The following is a 23,711-nucleotide window of genomic DNA, read 5'->3' as shown; positions in this document are numbered from 1 at the left end:
CCTATCCGACCAATAGGCGTTCATGGGACGCCGGCGTCTTCTTGAGGCCGAACGTGCTCGATGGCAGAAGCCAGTACGCCGCCCAGAGCAGCCGGTTGAGGTTGCCTCCCTTTTTGAGCCGGCGAAGCAGCCAAAAGCCGATCGCCGCAACGATAAGGCCCACGAGGAAATTGCTCACGATGGTCAGAACGACCAGCGGCGCCACGACCACGACCAGTTCGTCCGGTGTGAAAATGAAATAGCGCTCAGGCTCGTCGAGATGTTGGGGGATACGGGTATTCATTTGAACCAGACTTGATTGATCTGGCGCAGCATTCCCGTGCCGCGGCAGTCGTCATCGATTTACCGGCGTCACCGGCGCTGAGGAAAGGTGGGGAGGCCCTCGCCTCCCCTTTGCGACTTAGAATGTCGCGGTGGCCAGGGCGGTGACGATACCAGGACCCGTAGCGGCCGTGAGACCGATGCCGGCGGCGCCGGCGATCAAGCGCCAGTCAAACTTCATGACCAGGCCCACCAGGGCCGAAGCAATTCCTGCAACGGCCGCGAGTTTGCCGAGCGAACCAGTCGACCAGCCGGTGATCTTGGCCGTTGCGGCAGCGAAGGTGGTGTCAGTTCCGGCGATTGCGCTGCCGAACAGGGCGACACCGGCGACCAAGGCGCCAAGGAGAATGGCGTCCTCGACGATGTTCGTATTGTTGACGAGGTGGTTCCGCAGATCGGACGCCTGCGCGACAAGCTTTTTCATATGTGAGAGCCCCTTTGAGGTCAGATTTCAACGTACCCGCGAGGTACAGGGGAGAATTCTCATTTACTTAACTATTTGTCAAAGAACAAGATTCCGGAAAAAAGAGGTGTTCTGTCGGGTAATTCCGACCATGGCAGGTTTTTTCCTGCGCAAGCATGGGTTAATCCGGACGAGGCCGGGAAAACCTCGTCGGCAGCAGGAAATTATCTGCCCGATGCGGTATTGGCGTGTGAAATGATCCTTGTATGATTCGCATCAAAGTGCTTCGAACCGGCCGTAAATACTTAGAGTTCGTAACTACTTTGCCGGTCCAATGCTTGTGTATATCATTCTTCCTTTACGTAAGCGGAATAGCCCGGTCGCAACCCGAACATAAAAACTGGGTTCACTAAAACGACAGGTTGCGCTCAGGTTTTTTTTGATTTATGCGGTCGACTTTCTCAGTAACTTCAGTCCCAGTTCTCGCCAATCAGGCGAAATAGCGTAACAGTTTCAATTTGTTTCATCTGTTCTAACGCGTCGTCGAGTGGGTAGTGTTTTGCCTAGCTTCGCCGAGTTGATGTGGTATCCGGCAAGGGGGCGGTACAATGGTCGATCTATGGAATGTGCCCGAAGCCTTGTACACGGCGGACGTAATTACCGCACGCGTGGCGGAGGCTCTGCAGTACGCCTTTGCCCTTTTACAACAACCCCGCGCCGGTGGAACGTTTGTTCGGAAGAACTTAATTCGCGATCTCGGAATAAATAAAGATACTCTCAAGATTTATATTACTCCGGTCATGGACGAAAATTATAGGCTCATCAGCGGACCTACGAAGATCGAACTGTTCCACAATATCATGCTCGAACTTGGGGTGAAGCCCTGGCAGCTTTACGAGGCTGCGGAGACAAGCCATAGCTACCGTGAATTCATTCAGAAAGTTACGCGTATCGTCTTGGGAGACGTTGCTCACCCCGTTTCCGCCAACGACGAAGAGAGCCTCCCCTCGCCTGTCAAGCGTTCCAAACCATGAAATTGAAGGGCTGGCCAATTCTTGCTTTGACGCTGCTCTCCGGGTCTCACGCCGGCGCGGGTGCCGCGAGTTCGGCTGAACCTTGGGTTCACCTTCGCGATCCGGAAATTTTCCAGGCCGAAGTCCTACCGGGCCTTCTTGGTGAGTTGTCACTCGATCCAGACGTCAGGATTGCAGTAGCTAACGCGGGCCTGCGGATCTTGGCAGATGTACGTATTTCCAGAGACCTCTCGGTCAGCACCTTTACAAGGCAACCAAATGGTTTGGCGGCTTTGGTTGCGCGGGAGGGCTTCATTGCAGGTTTGGACCCGCGCTACCTAGTTCGTTTGGCCAACAGGGAAAGCCATTTCGACCCGTTTGCGGAATCGCCGACGTCGACTGCCGCGGGTTTGTTTCAGTTCACCGATAATACGTGGCTATGCAGCATGCGAGAATTCGGACCTGGTTTAGGAGTTGTTGGTAGCGACCAAATCTCGCAAAACCGTCGGGGGGTGTGTGAAACTTTGGCGCCTGGTGAGCGGTCTCGTCTGCTTTCGCTTCGTTCAGATCCCTTAGTAAGTTCCCGGATCGCGGCGGCGTTTTCGCTGCGAAATTATCGGGTACTGGTGTCTGCCTTGGGCCGCGCCCCTACCGTCTCTGAGTTATATACGCTTCATTTTTTCGGCGAAATAGATGGTCTCAGGTTCCTTAGGGCCATGGCGGAAAGCCCGGATGCGATGGCCTATCCGTTTTCTCCAGCCGGGGCGAAAGCCAACAGTAGGTTATTTTTCGGGAAGCACGGCCAGCCGAAAAAGGTCTTCGAAGTCTTCGAGAGTCTGAATCTGCCCTGAGTGAAAAGGAAAGTTTCACAGGCTGAACGCACCAACCCTTAACGCAGAATTAACCCTGTGGACTGCATTGAACGTAAAATGATAAGTTTTCCGCAAGAATCATTCAAATGCAAGATTGGGTAGCTAAATGAATGCAAATCGATTGAACGACCTGGGCCTTGATGCAAATCATATCGCGGAAGCGCAAAGAATAGGCAATCTGGCCGATTCGGGTGAAAAAATGGTCGAGCGTCTGCGTAAAGCCTCGTTCCTCCCTGGCTCCGAAAAGGCGCTGAATGTTCAACTCGGCATCCAAGAGGCTGCGGAGTTGTTGGGCTGCTCAAGCAACCGCATCCGTGCCGCCGAACAGGACGGTCGCCTCCCCGCTCCCCCTGAAAGTAAAAAGGGCCACCGTCGGGGTTATGATATGGAAGCCCTCCTGAATATGCGCAAGGTTTTGGGCGCCTCTCCCCAGCGCACGGCGGAGGATCAACCGGCAATAATCACCGTACAGAACTTTAAGGGTGGCGTAGGAAAATCGACCGTAACTACGCATTTGGCGCACTATCTTGCGGTTGCAGGATACCGTGTTCTCGTTGTCGATTGTGACAGCCAAGCCACGACAACCACCCTGTTTGGCTTCAATCCTCACTTTGCAATACGGCGTGAAGAGACCCTCTACCCATATCTATCGATAGAACCGACTCAGGACGACCTTCGCTATGCGGTAAAGTCGACGATCTGGCCGAATGTCGACTTGATTCCGTCAAACCTGCAAATGTTCGACGTCGAATACGAGCTGGCTGCCACTGGATCAGGCGGCGGCAGCACCCTTGCAGCCAGGTTCCGCAAACTGCGCAAGGGGCTTGCAGACCTTGCTCAAGATTACGACGTCGTCCTTCTCGACCCCCCCCCTGCCCTCGGAACGATTTCCTTGGCTGTCATGCAAGCGGCGAACGCCCTTCTGGTCCCTTTGGCCGCAACGACACCGGACTTCTGTTCAACGGTTCAGTTCCTGTCCATGATGAGCCAGGTTATTGAACAACTTCAGGAATCGGGCATCAGTGTCGAATATGATTTCTGCCGTCTAATTTGCTCTAAATTCAATTCCAACGACCCAAGCCACGCGATGGTGCAAACCATTATGGAACAGGCTTTCGGCCCCGCTCTTCTGCCGGTGCCTATTCTCGAGTCGGCCGAAATCAGCCATGCGGCCTTACGCATGATGACAATTTACGAACTTGAGCGTCCGATTGGTACGCCCAAGACCCATAAGCGGTGCCGCTCAAACATTGATCAGGCGATGGCGCAAGTCGAGCAACTTATCCGCCGGCGTTGGGGACGCGCCGAACTGGATAGGCCTGCCCAGCTTCTCGCCGCGAGTTAAGGAGATACGAGAATGTCCAAAAGGCAAGCCGACTACCTGTCGGCCTTACTCACCGAAGACACCCAGACGCCCACTGTCGAATCGGCACCGATTGTTGAACCCAAAAAAACAATGACCCTGTTGGCTCGCGAGTCCGCCCTTGCCAGGGTTGCGAGTGGCGAAGTCAGTCAGGTGACCCAACTCCTTCTGGACCCGGGCAAGGTGCGAATATGGAAAGGAAACCCGCGCCTCCAGGATCAATTGACCGAAGACTCCTGTCGCGATTTGATCGACGCGATCCTTGCGGAAGGCGGCCAAAAGGTCCCTGCAATTGTCCGTCGAGTTTCGGGCGATCCAGATCATGACTACGAGGTAGTCGCCGGATCGAGACGCCATTGGGTGATCTCATGGCTTCGAGCGAATAGCTACCCCGATATGCTTTTCTTGGCCCAAGTTCAAACCTTGGACGATGAGGCGGCATTTCGGATCTCAGACATCGAAAACCGGGCGCGAAAGGACGTGTCCGATTATGAACGAGCGCGCACTTACCTCCATGCACTTACTGAACATTACGGCGGCAAACAAATCCGAATGGCAGAGCGCCTGCGGCTGTCGAAGGGGTGGTTGTCAAAGATGCTTACCGTCGCCGGACTTCCCAACTGGATCGTCGGCGCCTTCGCGGCCCATACGGACATTCAGTTGAAGACCTGCTACCCGCTAGCGCAAAAGGTCCAAGGTATCATCCAAGAGCGTGATCCATCCGCGTTAGCCAAGCTCAAAAGTGTGGCGAAGGCGATAACTTCTGAACAGCTAGACAGAAGGGCAGCGGGACAACCCACCATCCAGGCAACCGAGGTTCTTTCCCGACTTTCGGCCGCAGATGTTGAAACCGCCCCTGACGAGGAATTGATTAAGTTCGATACGGCCGGGGGGCGCACTGCTCTAAGCGTCCTTTCGTCCAATAGAAATGGGGTTTCGATTCGCCTTCATGCGGGCTCAGGGGCGTCGGAAGCCGACCTTGGGCGCATGCTCAAATTGGCACTCGACACTCTCGAGAAGCAAGGCAAAGGACTGCGATTGTAGATGTTTCCCCGGGGAAACCGGTTAATGCAAAGTTAAATTACCGCCAACCTGGCTGGGAGCCCAACTCTATCGACGGCCTACCAACCAGTTGCCCGGGGGAGATATCTTCTCCGGTTAACCCTTACCCAGCACAGAAGTATGGCCCAGTAGTGCCGAGGTATTGCCTCCGGAGAATCAGTCTACGGTTCTCATGTTTCCCCGGGGAAACTGGTTAACGAGACAGTGTGATCATCTTCTGTAGGCTTAGAAAGTTGGTATGACATGGACATTAGCGAGAAGCAGGAACAGATCGACCTCTTTCTACCTTACCTCGCTGATCTTAACCTCCGCGACCAGCGCGAGGTCATGGAACGCCCGTTTTTCAGCCTGGCCAAATCAAAGCGCCTAAAGCCCATCGACTATACCTCGCCGGACGGCAAGACATGGGTCCACGTCTCAGCCAACCCCGACTACGGCATGGCGACAATCTGGGACGCCGACATCTTGATTTACTGCGCCAGCATACTCAACGATCTGAAGGAACGCCGTGCCAATGAGATTCCTCGCACGCTCAAGATTATGCCCTACGATCTCCTTCGCTCAATCGGCAGACCCATCTCAGGGCGCTCTTACGAGCTCTTGGGCGGCGCTCTAGACCGACTCCAATCGACCACCATAAAGACGAATATCCGTGCTGAACAACGCCGGGAAGCGACGTTCTCATGGCTCGATAATTGGAGCCAGCTTATTGACGCCAAGACTGAGAAATCCCGCGGCTTGAGCATCTCTCTTTCGAGTTGGTTTTACGACGGCGTCCTTATGAGCGGTGGCGTGCTTTCTATCGACAGAGCTTATTTCGATATAACCGGCGGCCGCGAACGCTGGCTTTACAAGGTCGTAAGAAAACACGCTGGCGGGGCCGGGGAGGAAGGGTTCGCCATTTCCCTCACCACCCTATTTGAAAAATCTGGTGCCGAAGGCCAGTATCGCCGCTTCAAATTTGAGATTGCCGCGATCGTCAGGCGAAACGACCTGCCGGGGTTTAACCTGGCCTTGATCGACGCCAAGACATCACGCGAACCGCTTTTACTCATGACCCGGAACTCTGCGGCCTGCGCCCCCCCCAAGCCCAAGGTGACTCCGATCCCGGCCAAGCCGTTGGTGCGGTTACAGGGGCCTGCATCCAGCACGCCTCTCAGAGAGCCGACCCAGCCTAAAAACTACCTGACAGACGAAACGCTAGAATATCTGCGTAAGCATTATCGCGGTTGGGACTTCCATGCCCTCCACGCGGAGTTTAGGGCGTGGATTCGCGAAGCGTCCGATAGAGAGCCCGAGCTATATCAGAGCGCCTTCATAGGATTCGTGAAGCGATATCACGAGAAGAATCGTTTTCAACTCGGCGGGCGTTGAGCATCTGCGTTCCCGAAGTGACGACAGAGCGAAGCCCAAATCTGCGGCTTTCATCCAGGATTGACTCTCACCGAATCGAATTGAACGTCTTTTCCCCGATCTTCGCGAAAACAGATTCAATTTTAGCCCGAAAGTCACCGACCTTCGACACATCAGGAACGCTCTCTGACACTTGGGGAACGATACCTCGACACATCGGGAACACCAGCCTTGATCTTTCGGGAACTATTCATCGACACATCAAGAACGCCACAATTTCATTACCTATTGTAAAATATAACGTTTTTGTCTATTTAGCGCCCTTTAACCTTCTAAACATCAATTTTAACCCTCTAACTAGGCTTTGATGTTTATTGATTGATTTTTTTAAGTAATTTGTCCCGAGCACGCTATCGCCATTAAACCCAACATCCTCAATGTCGGCCCTGCTGAGTTAAAAGGGCGGGGGAGGGCTAGCTTCCGTGAAAAAATCCATCGGAGGCACTTTATGAGTTTAGTTGATATTGTCAGAGCGAAGGGCGGAGACATCTACGCTGGCGGTCATCGAGCATCCATTCCTGCGCCTGGTCATAGCCCGACAGACCGGTCCGCTTCATTGGTGATAGGTCGAACGGGCCGTGTCGTTGCTTTCAGCTTTGGTGGAGCTACGCCATTTGAAATTCTTGATGACCTGAAGGCGAGGGGTCTTATCGACAGGGCAGGCTACCCTGGTGCGGGAGGGGCTTCGATACAGAAGCCTTCGTGCCCGTCGGACGGACAAAAACGAGGCGTCGCCGAAGATCTTTGGAGCGCCGGCGTCCCGTTGCCTGAGACCTCAAGCGCCAGGTATCTCCACGAATACCGAGCGATCGCGCGCGACCTGGTCAGGATAAAGAATGTTCTGCATAATCCGGCGTGTCGCGTGGCCGCCTATCAGCGCAACAGCCGGTTCACCCGGCCAGCACTTATGAGCCGGATCGTAACACCACAAGGTCAAACGACGGCGGTCGAGCTTACCTACCTCGATCCAACCGGCGACCGCGATGGCAAGCTGAAGCTCTCGCGCAAAACCGTCGGCGTTGTTCCGCCAGGAAGCTTTGTCCAGCTTGATGACCCAGCCTATGAAATGCTTGTGGCGGAAGGAGTCATGACGGCGCTGTCCGCCTCGGATTATTTTGGCCTTCCCGCCCATGCGCTTCTTGGCATTCGTAACCTGCGTGCCTTCCGGCCTCCGGCCTGTGTGCGCTCAATCCTCATTGCGGCTGACCGAGGCGTGGAAGGTGAGTGGGCAGCCGTAGCCCTACGCGAAATCCTTGTTTCACTTGGCTTAATGGCGACGGTGCATTTGCCGCCAGAACGGTTTCGCGACTTCAACCAAATGGCACAGGTCATGGGCCGGCGGGCAAAAGAAGAGGGGGAGGGAAGGGGGAGGGTGACTGGTCGCTGAGGATAGGCCTCACCCAGTTGATGGAGACTACCAATGAACCCTCAAGCATCCCAGCTGTCCCGCGTCGTCGTCGCCCTGAAGGATCTCGACATCGCGCCCGAAAATCCACGATTTCTGGAGCCGGCCGACGAATTGATCCCCGACCTCGCTCAGAGTCTGGCTCCCGATGCCGCCGGCCAATTGCTTCCGCTCCTGGTCCGTAAAGGCGGCAAAAAGGAAAAACCCTACATGGCGCTGGACGGTCGTCGTCGTTTGTTGGGCTTCCGAATGCTCCTGGAACAGGGCCTGATTACCAATGATCTCGAAATCACGACCGAGCTTTGCGAAACCCAGGAAGCGATCGCCGCGGCTCTTGTGACTGCCAATGGCGCCCGCCTGCCGGTCGGTCCCGCTGACAAGATCCTGGCCATCCGCGCCATGGCTGACAAGAAGTTCTCGGTCGACAAGATCGCACGAGGTTTGTGCATGGATCTGGCCGAAGTGAAGAAGTTTCAGGTCGTCTCGCGCGTCCACCTCGACGCCATCACGGCATTCAAGACCAAGTTCATCGACTTCAACACTCTCAAAATGATCGCGCGCATTCCAACGCTGGCTGAGCAGGAAGCGGTGATCAGCAAGGGCCGGCAGTACGGACACCTGAGCGCCGGCCAAGTCCGCGATTATCTTGATCAGGAGGGTTTGTCGGCCGCCTCGTCGATGATGAAGATCGTAGGCGTAGACGCCTACGTTGAAGCCGGCGGAAAGGTTTCAACCGACCTCCTGAACGAGTTGCCCGACATGTGCCTGGACACGCCCATTGCCGCTTCGCTATGGGCCGAAAAACTCCAACCGTTGCGGGATCTGTTCGAGGGATTGGGTATAACGACCTTGATCAATCCCGACAGCGACGCGCAACTTCCCGAAGAATTCGGCGACCCTGGCTATCGGTACAGCCGAAGCAAGGAGGAACGGGAGGCTCTTGCCGAGGCCCAGGCCAAATTGGCCACGGTTCGCGAAGCTTTGCCGCCGGTGCCAGAAGATGGCGTGTTTGAGGTCACCGGACTGGCGCCGTTCTGCAAGGCCCTGTTCGACCAGGAAGTTGCTCGTCTGGCCCCGATGCCGGTCCGGGCCGTCCTCATCGTCCCCGGCGACAGAACCCTGCTGGAATTCAAGTTTCACACCTACGTCGACGATATCAGCGCCTGGGAGGAATCCAAACGCGCAGCGCTTGATGCCACGCCAAAGGCAGAGCCGCGTGTCTTTGATACCGTTCCGGAACGAAAAATCCTGATCGACACCGACGGCGAGAGCAATGCCTTTCACCGCCTGGCCACCGAGATGGCCGTGCGCGGTTTACAGTGTTCCTTGGCCGGCTCGTTCTCAGCGGCGCTCAAACTGCAGGTCTGCAGCATGTTCGAACAGGTGGTTCTCTCGCAGCAGGGTAGCTACATCGACGACCGGGCCCTGAAGGTCAGCTACACGCGCAATATCCAGGCTGCCAATTACGGCGCAGTAGAAGGTCTGGACCAGGGCCTGGTTCAGCGCTTGCTGGAATTCAAGGATGCCTATGCCGAGACGGGACTGCGGCCCTACGCGTGGGTGTCCAGCCTGGCATTTGGGCAAATTCAGGAGCTTCTCGCCCTCACGACTGCGGCGAGTCTGTGGATCACGGAGGACGCGACCAATATGATCCGGAAGAAGGCACGGGCGCTGATGCAGGAGGTCGCCGAGGAGATCGACCACGACATCCGGACCCACTGGTTCCCGAGCGCTGATTTCTACGCAAAGTGCTCGAAGAAGCAGTTGCTCGGCTTTGCCGACCGTATGGGCTGTGAGGGCGACACCCTGGGGACGATGAAAAAGGCTGCGCTGGCCAGCTATATCGCGGAGCAGGGGGTTGCCCATCAATGGGTGCCTGCGGCGCTCAGCTTCGACAACAACGCGGAACTGGAGGCGGAAGATGATGCGGCGGACGCGGATTCGGACGATGCCGCGGGCGCAGGAAACGTTGAGTTGGAAGGCGACGAGGAATTGGAACCCGAAGAGGAGCCTGTCCCAAATGACGCCGTGACTGGAGGCGATGAACAACTGTCAGAGGCAGCATAGGCCCTGAACTATCCGGCCCTCGCTGTTCTGGCGGGGGCCAATTTCATGCCGGCGTTCGAATGGCCTGGTTGGCGAAAGAAGAGGGGAGGGAGGGGAAGGCTGATCTCAACCGGGCAAAGCCCAAGACCAGACGGAGTCAGCCATGAACAAGTCCCTTTCCCTTTTCGGCGCAACCACCCTCAGCAAATCGGCGGCCCTGTTGGGTGCGGCGCGAGCACTGCAACCCAGCCTGATGCGCGGCAAGGCGCTCGATCGCGGCACAGTACGTGATGCCATGAGTTTTTCCTTCATGGGCACCGACACCGAAGGTGTGTGGAACTGGAAAGACGCCTATGAGGCCATCGAAGTCGCGCAGGTTCTGCAGGTTCGCAAGGTCGCGTGCCAGGTGTCGCGGATCGAAGATGCGCCTCTGGACGTGGTTGAGGCGCTGGCGAAAATCTCCGTACTTGGCCTGACCCATTCGCGTCGGTCCGAGGAGCAAGTGGCCCTCGATCAATTCTCCACGCCACTCGAACTTGCTGCCCTGGCAATCCTGGCTGCCCAGATCCGGCCTGGGGATTTTGTCCTTGAACCTTCCGCCGGCACAGGCATGTTGGCCGTCATGGCGGAGGTCTGTGGCGCCAGGCTTCACTTGAACGAAATCGCCGCGACCCGCGCCGAGCTTCTCGACGCTGCCTTCGCTGGGTCGGACCGCAGCCGGTTCGACGGGAAGACGCTGCATGATCGGGTGCAAACCGCGGGTCAGTTCGACGCTGTCGTCATGAACCCTCCCTTCACCGACATCGAGGCGCATCTGCTCGGCGCCGGAAAATGTGTAGCCGATGGAGGACGCGTCTCAGCAATCGTGCCAGCTTCCTTCTTCGAGTCGCCGGCGTTGGGGCGCCTGTCACGCCTGTTTGTTATTCGCGCCACAATAATCCTGCCGGAAAATGCCTTCGGTAAACATGGCACAGGGGTCGAAACCGGCCTTTTTGTCTTCGATCGCGTCGCGCCAACGGAAGATAACGCTTCGATAATGGCCGCCGAGAGCCTGGCACATGCGCTGGAGGCAATTTCGGCCGTTCCCGCTCGCTTGACAGCCAAGGCACGGATTTTCCGCCCTGCGGGCTCTGTGGCGGCTTTTTCGGGTAACGCAGGAGCACGACCAACCGTCTCGACCCGACTATCCTTCCTCCAGACGACCGCCCTGGCGACCTATACGACAATCGATTGGGCTGGGATCGGTGACGATGTCGGCCTGTTCAGCGCCTATCGCGTCTCGCGGATGCAGCTTGCACCCTCGTTCGCCCATCCGTCTTCACTTGTTGAATCCTCCGCCATGGGTTCTGTCGCCGTGCCGCGGCCAACATACCAGCCGAAACTGCCCCCTATGGTGCTGACGGGTGGACTGTCTGACGCCCAGATGGAAACCGTCGTCTATGCCGGCCAGGCCCATTCTGAAATTCTGCCAGGCTTTTGGGCGCTGAATGAGCAAAAGACCAGTTACACAGCGGTGCCCGAGACCCACGAGGGCGGCTTTCAGCTTCGCAAGGGTTTCTTTCTCGGTGACGGTACGGGTGTCGGCAAGGGGCGCCAGATATCCGCGGTGATCGCCGACAATGTAGCAAACGGACGCCCAAAGGCCGTCTGGATTTCCAAGAACGACGAGCTGCTGGAAGACGCGCGACGAGACTGGTCGGCCATCGGCGGCGCGGCCAATGATCTCGTTTGCCAGAGCGCCTACAAGCTTGGGCAGCCGATCCGTATGGACAAGGGCATCCTGTTCAGCACCTACGCCACTTTGCGGGTGGCCGCTCGTCAGGAAAAGAAATCCCGTCTCGACCAGATCGTCGATTGGTTGGGGGCCGATTTTGACGGCGCTATTGTCTTCGACGAAGCCCACGAAATGGCGAACGCTGCCGGCGGCAAAGGCAATCGCGGCGCCAAGAAGCCGTCGCAGCAAGGCCTGGCCGGGTTGATGCTGCAATACCGGTTGCCGAATGCCCGGATCATGTACGTGTCGGCAACCGGCGCCACTACCCCGGAAAACCTGGCCTATGCCAGCCGTCTCGGACTGTGGGGATCGACCGAGGCCCCGTTCCTGACCCGGGAGGAATTTCTGAAAGCGGCGGACGATGGCGGCGTTGCGGTCATGGAACTGATTGCGCGCGAATTGAAAGCGCAAGGTCTTTATGTCGCCCGGATGCTCAGCTTCGACGGTTTGACGATCGATCCGTTGCTGCACGAGCTGACGCCGGCCAATATCGAAATCTGGGACGCCTGGGCCGAGGCCTTCGAAATCATCCATGCCAATCTCGACAAGGCTCTGGAGGCCATCGGCGTAGTCGACGGGGAGGGCAAGACCGCATCGGGTCAGGCCAAGGGCGCCGCCAAATCGGCCTTTGCCAGTACCAGTCAACGGTTTTTCAACGCGCTTCTTTGTGGATTCAAGACCCCGACGTTGATCCGAGCTATCGAGGGAGACGTCGAGGCAGGTTTGGCCTGCGTGGTTCAACTGGTGTCGACGAACCAGGCGGTCATGGAACGTCGGCTGGAAGCCGTGTCTCCAGCGGAGTACAACGACCTGCATATCGACCTGACGCCGCGTGATACCGTCACCGAGTATTTGCAGCACTCGTTCCCGACGACCTGTTTCGTTGAGACCGAAGACGATAACGGCAATATCAAGCTCGTGCCGATGACGGATAGCGAAGGCAATGCCGTTCATAGCCAGGAGGCGCTCGCCCTGCGTGACGAGCTGATCCTCAATCTGGCAACCCTACCTGGTGTGCCGGGCGTTCTTGACGGTCTGATCCACCATTTCGGGCCCGAGCGCATAGCTGAAATCACCGGCCGCGGCCGCCGTGTGATCCTGAAGGACGACAAGTTCGTTCTGGATAAACGCTCCGCCAGCGCCGCCAAATCCGAAACCGACGACTTTATGGGCGGCCGCAAAGACATTCTCGTGTTCAGCCAGGCGGGCGGGACCGGGCGGAGCTATCATGCTGACCGCGCCTGCGCCAACCAGAAGCCCCGGCGCCACTACCTCGTCGAATCCGGCTGGCGCGCTGACACAGCGATCCAGGGCATCGGGCGAACGCATCGCTCCAATCAAGTCTGTGCGCCCTGCTTCCGGCCTGTGACAACCAATATCAAGGGCGAGAAGCGGTTTCTCTCGACAATCGCCAGACGCCTCCACAGTCTTGGGGCGTTGAGTACCGGGGAGCGCCGCGGCGCCGGCAGCGGATTGTTCCGGCCGGAGGACAACCTGGAAAACGATTATGCACGCCGCGCCCTGTTGGCCTTTTATCAGGCCATGTACCAGGACAAGATCCCGAGCATGGGCATCAGCGACTTCGAGCGTAAAACGGCGCTGAAACTTCGCGACGACAGCGGGTGCCTGCTATCGAGCGAGGATTTGCCGCCCCTGCATACCTTCCTGAACCGGCTTCTGGCGCTGCGTATTTCCGACCAGGACGCTGTATTCGACGAGTTCGAAGGTCGTTTGAAGGCGATCTTGGAGCGAGCGGAAGCCGCCGGCGCGCTCGATAAGGGCGTTGAAGACCTTGTACCGCATCAGGTCGACCTCGTGAGTGATCAGGTTATTCGTACCGATCCGACAGGTGCCGAGACGAGGCTTCTGAAATTCGATGTCAAGGAGCGTCGGAAAATGACCCGTGTAGAGGATTTGAATTGGATCTTTGAGAACTGGCCCCGCAGCAAGTATGACTTCGTCTACAATCCGAAATCGAAGCGCATTGCCCTGCTGGAAAAAGGCGTCACCACGACCGACGACAACGATGGCCTGATCCCGGCCATTCGGTTGCACCGTCCGACAAAGCAGGACCTGGTGCGCGACGATCTGTTCGCTGAAAGCAACTGGGAACCCATCGAAGAAGCGGACTGGCGCAGCCTTTGGCAGGCAGAAATCGACGGGCTCGATCCGTTCGTTCATACTCAACTCAATCTCGTCACCGGTCTCTTGCTGCCGATCTGGAAGAACCTGCCGTCGAAGTCCTGCTATGTGAAGCGTTTGCGGGCGCCGGACGGCAAGCGCTGGCTCGGCCGAACCATGTCGGAAGCGGAAGCCCTGAAACTGCTCGACGTGCTGGGCGTGTCGGACGCCAAGCGCGAAATCGCCAGTCCCTTGGGCGCCCACGATCTGGTCATGCGCAATGTCGGCACCGTCAAGCTGGCAGGCAACCTCAATCTCAAGCGTTCGAAGGTCATGGACAGGCACCGTTTGGAGGTCTTCGGCAATACGAACGAGTACAGGCGTTTGCGTGACCTCGGCTGCTTCGTCGAGATTATCAATCACACCGCGCGGGTTTTCCTGCCCGTCGGCGACATGTCCGTGATGGGGGCCGTGCTGAAGTCCTATCCAGCGCAGGACTTGGTGCTCAACGCCTGATCGGGCGGTTGGGTACGGCGAAAGAAGAGGGAAGGGAGGTCTCCTGCGAGCCCGAATGATCGGGTGAAAGCAGGAGATTTCCAATGAATACCGCACTCGACGCCATCATCGACACGATCATCATCGAACTGGACAAGGGCGTCGCACCCTGGCGGCAGCCTTGGGCCAACGGTGCCCGGCCGGGGTTTCCGCTGCGCTCCACCGGCGAGGCCTTCAGCGGGATGAACGCCATCCTGTTGTCGATGCTGCAGGCGACGCGCGGTTTTGGCAGTGCCTATTGGCTGACATTCAATCAGGCCAAGGACCTGGGCGGCAATGTGCGCAAGGGCGAAAAAGCGTCCCCTGCCATCCTCTACAAGACCCGGACTATCGAGGGCGAGGCGGAAGACAAAGGTGATGATCGCGTCCTGCGCTTTCTCAAGACCTATTGTGTTTTTAACGCTGACCAGATCGACGGTTTGCCAGAGCTCTTCAAGCCATCGACTGCGCCGACCGCAGCTATGGAGCCGCTGGCGCAGGACATCGCCGGCATCATGGCGAATTTCCCGGTGCCGGTCACGCATGGAGGCAATATGGCCTGCTACGTCGTGGCGGAAGATATCATCCGGATGCCGCCGCGGGAGGCTTTTGCCAATGACGAATACTACGTCACCACGCTCCTTCATGAATTTGGCCATGCCACTGGCGCGAAGAGCCGCTTGAACCGATTTGCCGTCTATGAAGGCCGGGAGGACTACGCCCGGGAAGAGCTGGTGGCGGAGTTGACGTCGCATCTGACATCGCTTCACCTCGGTATAAATCCATCACAGTCGGTCTTCCAGGACCACATTGCATATCTCGGCTATTGGGCAGAGCTTTTGAAGGATCGACCGAACGAACTGCTGAAGGCGGCTGGAAAGGCGCAATTAGCATGTGACATGATCCTAAAATACCGCCACGGCGGCCAAAGCTTGGAAGATTTGTCGACGTTGCCCCTCGCGGGGTGATGTCTTGGGGTGCCAGGTCCTTGTGACGAGCTGGCTGCGTGCTGAAGCCTGCGCCTGCACCTTGGCGGAAGACCTTTGGTAAAAGGGCGGCTTGACGCCGCCCTTTCGCTCTTTGGCCAAAAACGACGGAGAAGAACCTCGCGGGATCTTTTCCATTAACCGCCGCCGCGGGCTCTCACACCTCAGACGGCGAAGATGACTTATGGGCGGGTCCCGTCCAAGTCAAGACCGTGGCGGGCTTCGGTTTGGCGGTGGCGTGGGTTCGATGATGACCATTGCCGGTGTCGTGGCGGGTGGCTGCATGTGTTCGACAGCCCCTTCAGCGGGTTGGCAGGATACCAGTATTCCTCCGGTCAGTCCTTTGATGACTGCTTGACGGCGGGCGTGTTGTTTCGGCGTGCCTTCATTGAACGAACGACCAGGTGAAGCGGCCTGCCGGCGCGGGATTTTTGTAGGGAACCGGCTTCCGTCACAGCGGGAAAGGCCGAGGCGGTTCGGTTTCGGCGGGTGACGATCGGAAGCGTGACGAAACGAAAAGAGCCCGGTGAAAAGCCGTTGGTCTCGCCTTTGATCCTGCAACCACTGCCACAGCGCCGATTTTTTGCGGGCAAGGGTCGAGACGAGCGCGCAAGCGCGCCCATTGCCCGAAAATCAGTCCGTGGCGGTCGTGGTGCAGAGGCAAGGCCAACGGCGGCCTCTCCGAGAAATCGGTTCTCTTACACCTTCGAAAGTCACACGCCATGAACATGTCCTCTCCTTCCTTCGGCCTTTCCCGCTATGACGCCGCCTGTACGCTTGCCTCTCATGAAATGTCCTATCCCGATCAGGCTGAAATCGAACACCTCGGCCTGACCGTTACCAATGAAGTCCTCGACGTCTTTCTGAACACCGCCCTGGAAGACCATCTGCCGATCATCATGGAAGGTCTTATCGGTGGATTGCACAGCGCCATCCTGCGGATCCAGCGCGAAGCGGATCGCTCTCACGATGACATGCGCCGGCTGATCCGCGACTTCGATGGCAGCGAGATCAAGGATGTCGAACTTCAGGACGCCACGCGCAGCTTCAACCGAGGCGAGGCCGCAGTGATGATCATGGAGGTCATGCGCGACGCCGCCAATGAAAACTATACCGCCCAAACGGGTGAAGTCTGGACCCCGTGGCGCGGTTCGGCGAAAAATCACGCGACGACCTATGCTCAGATCGAAGTGAAGGAAGCCCTGCGCGCGAAGGATCGACGTGAACAAGGCCTGGCCGATCCTGGCACCGAGGTCGTCGTATTCCGAGGTGCACCGAAAGCCAACCGCGTGAACGACGCCAATCGCATCTATGACGCCTTGAACTGGGCGCTATCCCAATTCCCGAACATGCAACTGGCGACAACCGGCAATCTCGGCGCCGAACAACTGGCCCTCAAATGGGCGCGTGACAAGAAGATCAAGACCATCCTGTCCAAGGCCAATTTCGACAAATTCAAGGGTGCCGCGCCCTTCAAGGCCAATGACGATCTGTTGTTACTTGATCCGGTCCTGGTGCTGACCCTGGAATGTACGCTGGAGCCTGTCACCGAGGAAGAGCACCGCCCGTTTGGGCCTGCCGCCAATATCGGTCAAAAGGCCCGCGAAAAAGGCATCCGCACCATGCAGGTCACGCCGAAGAAATAGCAGCGTCAGCCCCAGGTTTCGGCCTGGGGTATTTTTTTGGATCGCTCAATGGGGAAAAGGAAGGGGGAGGGCGCCGGTCGATGAGTTTCATCGGAGATCGGAAATGGCCAAGGCAATCGCACTCTACAAAGGCGGCACGAACGTCGATATCGAACATGCGGTCCGGGAGGACGGCACGGTTTACAAACGATATCGGCGGATGACGTCCTACGGTTTGAAATGGACGGCGTGGACATCGACGGGCCGGCATATCGAGGTGACCCCGGAATTTGCACCCCAGCCTGCGATTAGCACTGGCGTCGCCATTTTGTCCCTGGTCAGCCAGCAGTCCCGCCTCAAATCGCATCGCTCGATGTTCGGCGCCGGCGGTGAATTGAAAATCCGGCTGCCAAGCGCATGATATCGCTTCACAATTTCTGATGCGTAGTTAGTTTGTCGTCTGGTGGAGTCTCTCACCTTTGCCACATCGACCTTCTCTCACAGGTATTCAAATGGCCAGACGTAAATCGCCCGATCTCGCGGATTGGGTGCGCGCGCTTAGCGTCGTTCCACCCTTTATCACTCTGCCGGTTGGCATCATCGCCTATCTTGTCCTGCATTACTTCGCCATGAAGACGGTGGCTGTGGGGGCGGGGTCGGCGGAAACGGCGGCTGCGGACGCGGCAACCGCCACTGTTTTGCGGGCTCTGGCGCTCGTGTTTCAATACCTGATCCCTTTCGTACTCGGCATGTCCGGGCTGTTATGGCTGGTTCGCTGGTTCGAGAAACGACGGGTCCGTAAGCTGGCCGATGCGGCCGGGTCGAGCGAGGTCCTGGCGTCAATATCTTGGGCCGACTTCGAGCGAATCGTCGCTCACGCCTTCACCAAGCATGGCTTCGACGCCCAGTTGACGCCAGAAGGAGCCGACGGCGGAATAGACGTGGTCCTGCACCGCGGCGAGCAGAAGTTCCTCGTCCAGGCCAAGCATTGGCGCGCCAAGGCCGTCGACGTCGAGACCGTGCGGGCGCTGTACGGTGTGATGCACGCCGAGGGTGCCGTAGGCGCCTATGTCGTAACGTCGGGCGTGTTCACCAAGGCGGCCGGCGACTTTGCCAAGGACAAGAGCATCTGGCTTTACAACGGTCAGAGGCTTCGGGACCTGCTGAAACAGGGGCGCGATGCGTTGCCTGGTGGCAATCTGACACTCGATCGACTGCCGGCCCGGGTTGGGGAAGGGGTGGAATGTCCCCTCTGCGCATCGCCGATGACATTGAGGATTGCGAAACAGGGTGGCCATCAAGGCGAGCGGTTCTTCGGTTGCACGACCTATCCGGATTGTGCGGGACTGCGGCCGGTCGATTGAAAGGAAAAGGGCAGGGAGTGGAGGGCGTAGATTTCGCTTCAGGAGAAAGCCCATGACAGACTATGCCTCGCCCACCGTCGTCCAAACCTCAATTCCGAAGGCGGACATGACGCCCCTGGAGCGCTACCTGCTGGCACGAATTTTCGATGAAGACGACGAAGGTGAGACCGTCTTCCTTTCGTCATGCGGTTCGCCCAACGACACCTTGGAAATGCCTCTGGGTGAGTTGCGGGCAGCTTTTTCGGCCAGCCAGGGCATTGGAAGTTTAGCGCTGGATCTGGTGGCGGTGAAGCTGGACGAATGGCAGGGGCTTGCCGACGGCGACGAGGTTCAGCTCGATCTCAGTATGAAGTCCTATGAGTTGGTGCTGCAGGACATCGTCAAGCGGTCACCGGTTCTGGCCCGTATCGAGGTCGTGACCTCCTATACCTGCACGAAGATGCGGCGGGATGGGTTCGGCGGCGCGGCAATGGCGATTACCGCCGGCGAAGTTCGCTTTAAAAGCACGGACGATATCCTCAACGATTTCCGGACGGAGGACGATGCACAGCCGGGGAAGTGTTCGCGACCTTCGCCGTCCAGTCGTTGCTTCGGTTATCCGAGGACGCTGTGCGTTGTCAGTTGCCGGGCATAATTGAAACCGATCCGGAGCTTGGTGTCGCGGTCGATGAGGTGACGGCGGCGGATATCCGCGCTGCTTGCAAACAGGTGGCTGAGGTCTCTGACCTGGCCGACGAAAGGGGATTTGCCGAATAAAAGGCGGCGGTTCTGGCGATCCGGCTGGCGAAGGAGAGGCAGGCGTTAGCGTAAACCTGCTCTGCCCTATTTAGGTATTGGCTCTCGGGAAACCTCGGGAGCCAATTTTCTGTTCAGATGTTGCGGGCAGACATCTCTTAGACGGGGTTCATTTCATCGAAGGCGGCTTGGTATCCCGCAGCGAACGCTTCGGCGGGATCGGTAATGTCACGGGCGACGACGAACATCAGATAGGCAAAGCCGGCCGCTGAAGGAGACATAACGCCCTTTTCGTCTTCGAACACGAAGCCCAGTCTCTGACATTCATGCAAACCGCCAAGCCGCTTGATCAGTTGATTGAGCGTGGTGCCGGTCTCAATATCGAAGGTGTTGTTGGTGTCTGCCATTTGGAATTTATATCATACCGAAAGCGGGTTTCCAACCTGGCGAAGGCAGGGTGGGCGTTGCGTCCGACTGCGTCGGCCGCCGGGCTCGTCGTCTGCGATGGAGCCCCGGAAGGTCGGGTCTCCACCCTTCGGGCTCGATCCCTAACGCGGTCCTGACGGCGAGGACGTGACTTATTCCGAAAATCAGGCTCATCTGGCTTCTGAGGCAAGAACTTGACACGGGCCACTCTTCTCCGGGTATGCGCAAGTGTTCGGTGAGGGGAGGGACAGTGAGGTGTTCCTCCCCAAAACCCATGTCTTCTAACGGTATTGTGACCGAATTGACGGCATATGGCTTTGATGTAGCCACGAAGGTGAGCTACCGTTTCGTTCTCGCCGGATTCACCCCCCCGAAACCGGCAGAGTTCAGATGGTCACCCTTGCCCCCCAAGGGTGACCATTACTCCTCTTACATTTTTTTGATATGTGGTGCTGCTGATGCAAGGTGTTTGCACCGCGAGGGAGCGTATCCGGGTCATTGCGCGGCGGGCGAGGGGCTTCGCTGGGTGGTGCCGGCGATTTAAAGAAATGGGCAGGGAGGGGGAAGGTGTCTCAAACCTTCAAATGGAGCCCTGCCATGACCCCGAACAGCCAGACCTCGCCCAATGCGACATTGACACCCCTCCCAGAAGCCCGGCGGATGGAATTTCTTCCCAAGCTCTTCGGGACGTCGCTGACGATTATCGGCGAGAATTCCGTCTACACCTTCATGGAACAGCTCTGTTCCGACTATAATGGCGGCTTCTGGCAGTTCTTTGAAACCGACGATGGCGCACTTTACATGGCCCCGGACGGACCTGCTCGGATGAAGCTGGCGTGGGACGGGAACGGCTTCGAAGGCGAGATGTCGAACGATGCAGCCGGCATTATAGCCACCCTCTTCGCCCTGTCCCATATGTCGATGGCTTTCAGAGGCGCCGATCAACTGGCTGAACATTATCATCGCCTGCTGGATTTCGCGGCCGAGCACGAGGACTCAAGGATGATTTTCGCGGCGATCGACTGACCGGACGCGGTCCTGAGGTTGTCTCTCGGAGGTCGATGCGATATACGAATCCATCACCTATGAACGAGTGACGCCTTTGGGCCATACGGTGAGCCGCCGGTTAATTCCGGTCCTCAGTGAGGCAAAAGGGTATCTCGTGCGAAGCTTTGGTTTCAAGGATAGGCCCTGCGGGGCCTTTTTCTTTTTTCGGGCATGAACAGACCTCTTGGGAACGCCGCGTTGGGACTCAACATTACTGAAGACAAAGTTGTTGAGTTCGACGACAGCCATCAAAAGCGTGTCGACACCTCGTTCGAGAGCAATCCGCGTGTGGGCAAGGTTGGCCAGCTAAAGGTCTATCATCTCCTCCGCCGCAACAAGACCGGAGACCAGGACCGGGATGGCAACCCCCTGATCTACGCCCTAAAGGAAATGTACGGATATCGGATCGCGCCAGTCGATCGCCAGCGGTTCATCGAGCGTGCCGCCGCGGTGCTTGAGCGAATCAACGATCAGATCGCGGCAGACTTCATAATGCCGGTGCCCTCCAGCAAGCCTTTTTGCGCGGAATTCGCGCAGATTGTGGCTGACGTAACCGGCATCCCCTATCTGGACTCAGCTTTCATCCGTAAGCGCACGGTCGGCGAAATGTTGGCCCAATACGGCGATAACGTGCCTAAGCAGCTCAACAAGTCTGCCAGCACCAGATACAAGGCACTCATCGCCGGTTGGAGAGATGCCCATGCCCGCCAAATGGTCTCGATGAAGGATATTGATACGAAGATCAGGCCACATTTCGATCCGTTGGCATTGACGGAAGATGTTCCCAATATCAAAGGGGCCCGTATCATTATCGTCGATGACTTGATGTCGAGCGGGTCATCGCTTACATCCACATGTAATGCCCTGGCCTCGACGGGCTGTAGCGTGCCGGCTGCGATCTGTTTCCTCAGTGGATTGTCGTAGCCATCACGAAAGGCTTATTTATCTTGACTTTTGGGCTGAATTAGCACATATTCCATCCCAGTTGGGCCGCAAGGCCCTGACCGTGCTTACGCCTCACGGTCAGAAAACATAAGGCATGGCGCAAGCTGTGTAGGTCCGAGCGAGCACTTGGTAGGGTCGTCCGATAAGCGGAGAAATCTACTAGACTAGGGATCGGTTAGTCAAAATTCTAACGGGCAGAGGTCTTCGGATCTCTGCCCGTTTTAGTTTCTCCTCCATGTCATTCAGGTGTGCGATCCCCCGGCATTAACCTTTCGTTAATACTTTCTAAGGCCCTTTTGCCAAGCCATTGAATCGATGACACATACTTCACGGCCGCTGCGCCGAGGGTATCAAGCTGTTGAACGGAATCAGCTTTTTACCAAGTTTCCGGTGTGTGTTCCCCCGATGGCGAGTACGGTTTGGAACCTCAGAAGGCCACCCCATTTTCATCACCAAGCATATGAGCGTTGCCGGCCGGAGTTGTTCTTACGTCGGCGGCCATGCGCTTGATCCGGACGGGTTGGAGCAGGTTACTGACGGACTTAGCCATGGCAGGTCATTGCCTCCAGATAGGGATGTACCGTTTTCCACACCCGGCCGGCCATAGCAGCTTCGGCAATCTGAGCCGGTGTGGCCTTTCGGCTAGCGAGGGTCTGCCGCAGGCTTTCTACGGCTGCGGATCGGTCTATCAGTTTGGGATGCCTGAAAATGTCGGCGAGGGTTTTTGCAATCCCATAGATTGGAACGCTGACCCCCGAAATCATATGCTGTTCGATCCCCTGATTGAGATAATTGGCGCCGAGCCGGACGAAGTGGATCGGAGGATAGCTGAGCTTCGGCGCCCAATCTTTTGATCCGATCGCCAGCCAGACCTTACGCGGCATTTGGTCGGTGACGCCGTGATAGGCGAGGGCGGACAGCATGGCGATGATGCCCTTGGGGACGAGCCGTGACGCTTCGGCCAGGGACTGTTCACCCTCGACCTCGCCGTCGCTTTTCTGATAGAGGCCTCGAGCGACACGCACCAGATCGCCACGCTCTACCGCCCTGGAGATGGTCGTAGCGTCGATACCGAGCTTACGCAGTTCGAAAGCACGCACGAGGGGTTGGCTGGCCAGTGCGCTTCGAAGTCGCTCGTGTTGGGTGCTGTCGGGTGCGGATATCATGTTACATAAGCTAACACCAAATGATGTTCTATCCGAGGATATGTAACATCGAGTAAAACCGTCCCAAACGATATATGAGCGCGACTATCGGGCCATCATGCGGTCTGTGGTTGGGCCTTAAGCTCGCTTACCCATTCTTCGACGTCTCTGGCGATATTGAGGTAGTCCACCAAGTAGATTTCAATGCAGACGTTCATGATCTCCAAGGCGATTTCTTTGCGTTGCCGGTTGGTCTCAGGCTTGGGGCCGAACGTCACGTAACCTGGGTTTGGGTCAAGCTCTGAGTAGTGGGACGCCACGCCTTGATGGTTCGGATGTGCCAGTTCGCACAGGCTTTCAAAGCTCATCTTGAAGGTGGCATTTTCCTTTGAGAAGTGTTCGATGAAGGTCATTACATTGATCGGCTGCGGATAGTCCATTTCGCCGTCGATACTGTGCTGCATTTTCACGCCAACAATCATCCGGTTCAGGACCTCGGTCATTTCTGCCGGATCTGTGGTGTTGCGGGTTGCCAGCATTTTGATCAAGCGGTGTTGCATGGCCATGTTTTCCATCACGGCCCGGACCACCAGAAAAGCAGCCACGACATTGTCGGCTTCCAGCAGCATGACGGCTGAGTTCAGCAGTTCGTCGGTGCGATGAAACAGGCTTCCACGTAGAAGCAGCACCTGGAATGGCCGCTTGGTCAGCACGCCAAGAGCTCTGATTGAAACTTCTTGCGGCGCGTAGCTACCGAAGCCCGCCACCAGTGCCTTAATTTCTTGAAATGATACCTGAGTCATGGCTGGCAGCGTATGCCAAAGCCACCAACTCTTCAATGAAGGCGTTCTAGTCGTCGCGCTTGGTTCACGGCTTTTCTATCAGCGTCACAATCAAGCTTGTTCGTCCGTGTTCAGAACGGTGGCGAGGGCGGGCCGGGGACGGGGGCATGCGCGAGCTTACAACAGGTGTCCATCGGCATAGGCCAGTCTCGAAGTCAGCCGTGCGAAGGTGTGCGATGAGGACAGAGGGTGCCAAGGCGTCTCCGCGAGACGAAGGGCCGTGGCCGAATGCCTTGGGCAGCGGGGTCGATGACCTCAATCAAATGCGA

At 57.3% G+C, this 23,711-nt stretch carries 20 protein-coding genes; 15 read left to right on the top strand and 5 right to left on the bottom strand.

The features are described from left to right. Nucleotide 1 precedes the first annotated feature (1 nt). A complete protein-coding gene (gene traL / locus ABAC460_RS41730) occupies nt 2-283 on the bottom strand; it encodes a type IV conjugative transfer system protein TraL (RefSeq protein ID WP_006270802.1) in 282 nt (93 codons plus the stop codon). Nucleotides 284-400: 117 nt separating this feature from the next. Next, a complete protein-coding gene (locus tag ABAC460_RS41725) occupies nt 401-745 on the bottom strand; it encodes a hypothetical protein (protein WP_023454761.1) in 345 nt (114 codons plus the stop codon). 587 nt (nt 746-1,332) lie between these two features. On the opposite strand from ABAC460_RS41725, the gene ABAC460_RS41720 reads away from it, so the two are divergent. The 13 genes from ABAC460_RS41720 to ABAC460_RS41665 all read left to right on the top strand — a co-directional run bounded on the left by ABAC460_RS41720 (nt 1,333) and on the right by ABAC460_RS41665 (nt 18,936). Beyond that, the gene (locus tag ABAC460_RS41720; RefSeq protein WP_023454760.1) at nt 1,333-1,758 is read left to right on the top strand and encodes a hypothetical protein; all 426 of its coding nucleotides are present in this window, start codon (nt 1,333-1,335) and stop codon (nt 1,756-1,758) included. Further along, a complete protein-coding gene (locus tag ABAC460_RS48520) occupies nt 1,755-2,588 on the top strand; it encodes a transglycosylase SLT domain-containing protein (protein WP_023454759.1) in 834 nt (277 codons plus the stop codon). The genes ABAC460_RS41720 and ABAC460_RS48520 overlap by 4 nt, the downstream gene beginning before the upstream one ends. A 127-nt stretch (nt 2,589-2,715) precedes the next feature. Continuing rightward, nucleotides 2,716-3,954, top strand: a complete 1,239-nt coding sequence (locus ABAC460_RS41715; protein WP_023454758.1) for an AAA family ATPase — start codon at nt 2,716-2,718, stop codon at nt 3,952-3,954. A 12-nt stretch (nt 3,955-3,966) separates the two neighbouring features. Then, complete coding sequence (locus ABAC460_RS41710; RefSeq protein WP_023454757.1) at nt 3,967-5,016, top strand: ParB/RepB/Spo0J family partition protein; 1,050 nt, start codon at nt 3,967-3,969, stop codon at nt 5,014-5,016. A gap of 261 nt (nt 5,017-5,277) precedes the next feature. Continuing rightward, on the top strand, nt 5,278-6,408 hold the full coding sequence (locus tag ABAC460_RS41705; RefSeq protein ID WP_023454756.1) for a replication initiator protein A: 1,131 nt from the start codon (nt 5,278-5,280) through the stop codon (nt 6,406-6,408). Between the two features lie 487 nt (nt 6,409-6,895). After that, complete coding sequence (locus tag ABAC460_RS49180; RefSeq protein ID WP_081716635.1) at nt 6,896-7,834, top strand: toprim domain-containing protein; 939 nt, start codon at nt 6,896-6,898, stop codon at nt 7,832-7,834. A 33-nt stretch (nt 7,835-7,867) separates the two neighbouring features. Beyond that, on the top strand, nt 7,868-9,919 hold the full coding sequence (locus ABAC460_RS41695) for a ParB/RepB/Spo0J family partition protein (RefSeq protein WP_023454754.1): 2,052 nt from the start codon (nt 7,868-7,870) through the stop codon (nt 9,917-9,919). A 142-nt stretch (nt 9,920-10,061) separates the two neighbouring features. Further along, nucleotides 10,062-14,309 carry a strawberry notch family protein gene (locus ABAC460_RS41690; RefSeq protein WP_023454753.1) on the top strand — a complete coding sequence of 1,416 codons (4,248 nt, stop codon included), beginning with the start codon at nt 10,062-10,064 and terminating at the stop codon, nt 14,307-14,309. 83 nt (nt 14,310-14,392) lie between these two features. Continuing rightward, the gene (locus ABAC460_RS41685) at nt 14,393-15,295 is read left to right on the top strand and encodes an ArdC family protein (protein ID WP_023454752.1); all 903 of its coding nucleotides are present in this window, start codon (nt 14,393-14,395) and stop codon (nt 15,293-15,295) included. 746 nt (nt 15,296-16,041) lie between these two features. Further along, a complete protein-coding gene (locus ABAC460_RS41680; RefSeq protein WP_235075836.1) occupies nt 16,042-16,959 on the top strand; it encodes a DUF2493 domain-containing protein in 918 nt (305 codons plus the stop codon). Nucleotides 16,960-17,062: 103 nt separating this feature from the next. Next, nucleotides 17,063-17,359 (top strand): hypothetical protein, encoded by a 297-nt coding sequence (locus ABAC460_RS41675; RefSeq protein ID WP_023454750.1) that lies wholly within the window; start codon nt 17,063-17,065, stop codon nt 17,357-17,359. Nucleotides 17,360-17,450: 91 nt separating this feature from the next. Further along, nucleotides 17,451-18,302, top strand: coding sequence for a restriction endonuclease (locus tag ABAC460_RS41670; protein WP_023454749.1), 852 nt, complete (start codon nt 17,451-17,453; stop codon nt 18,300-18,302). 52 nt (nt 18,303-18,354) lie between these two features. Continuing rightward, a complete protein-coding gene (locus ABAC460_RS41665) occupies nt 18,355-18,936 on the top strand; it encodes a hypothetical protein (RefSeq protein WP_023454748.1) in 582 nt (193 codons plus the stop codon). Between the two features lie 259 nt (nt 18,937-19,195). On the opposite strand, the gene ABAC460_RS41660 is transcribed toward ABAC460_RS41665, so the two are convergent. Next, entirely contained in the window at nt 19,196-19,444 is a 249-nt protein-coding gene (locus ABAC460_RS41660; RefSeq protein ID WP_023454746.1) for a hypothetical protein, read from the bottom strand. A 616-nt stretch (nt 19,445-20,060) separates the two neighbouring features. Here ABAC460_RS41660 and ABAC460_RS41655 point away from each other — a divergent pair. Both ABAC460_RS41655 and ABAC460_RS41650 read left to right on the top strand, forming a co-directional pair. Then, nucleotides 20,061-20,489, top strand: coding sequence for an antirestriction protein (locus tag ABAC460_RS41655; RefSeq protein WP_031237195.1), 429 nt, complete (start codon nt 20,061-20,063; stop codon nt 20,487-20,489). Between the two features lie 219 nt (nt 20,490-20,708). Then, complete coding sequence (locus ABAC460_RS41650; RefSeq protein ID WP_162150339.1) at nt 20,709-21,434, top strand: phosphoribosyltransferase family protein; 726 nt, start codon at nt 20,709-20,711, stop codon at nt 21,432-21,434. Nucleotides 21,435-21,997: 563 nt separating this feature from the next. On the opposite strand, the gene ABAC460_RS41645 is transcribed toward ABAC460_RS41650, so the two are convergent. Continuing rightward, nucleotides 21,998-22,621: a type IV toxin-antitoxin system AbiEi family antitoxin domain-containing protein gene (locus ABAC460_RS41645; protein WP_023454743.1), complete on the bottom strand. Its 624-nt coding sequence runs from the start codon at nt 22,619-22,621 to the stop codon at nt 21,998-22,000. Nucleotides 22,622-22,716: 95 nt separating this feature from the next. Continuing rightward, nucleotides 22,717-23,403, bottom strand: a complete 687-nt coding sequence (locus ABAC460_RS41640; RefSeq protein WP_155914707.1) for a hypothetical protein — start codon at nt 23,401-23,403, stop codon at nt 22,717-22,719. Nucleotides 23,404-23,711 lie beyond the last annotated feature (308 nt).

Source organism: Asticcacaulis sp. AC460 (assembly GCF_000495795.1).
Taxonomy (GTDB): domain Bacteria; phylum Pseudomonadota; class Alphaproteobacteria; order Caulobacterales; family Caulobacteraceae; genus Asticcacaulis.
The sequence above is the reverse complement of the archived record's forward strand: the minus strand, read 5'-3'. Positions and strand labels throughout refer to the sequence as shown.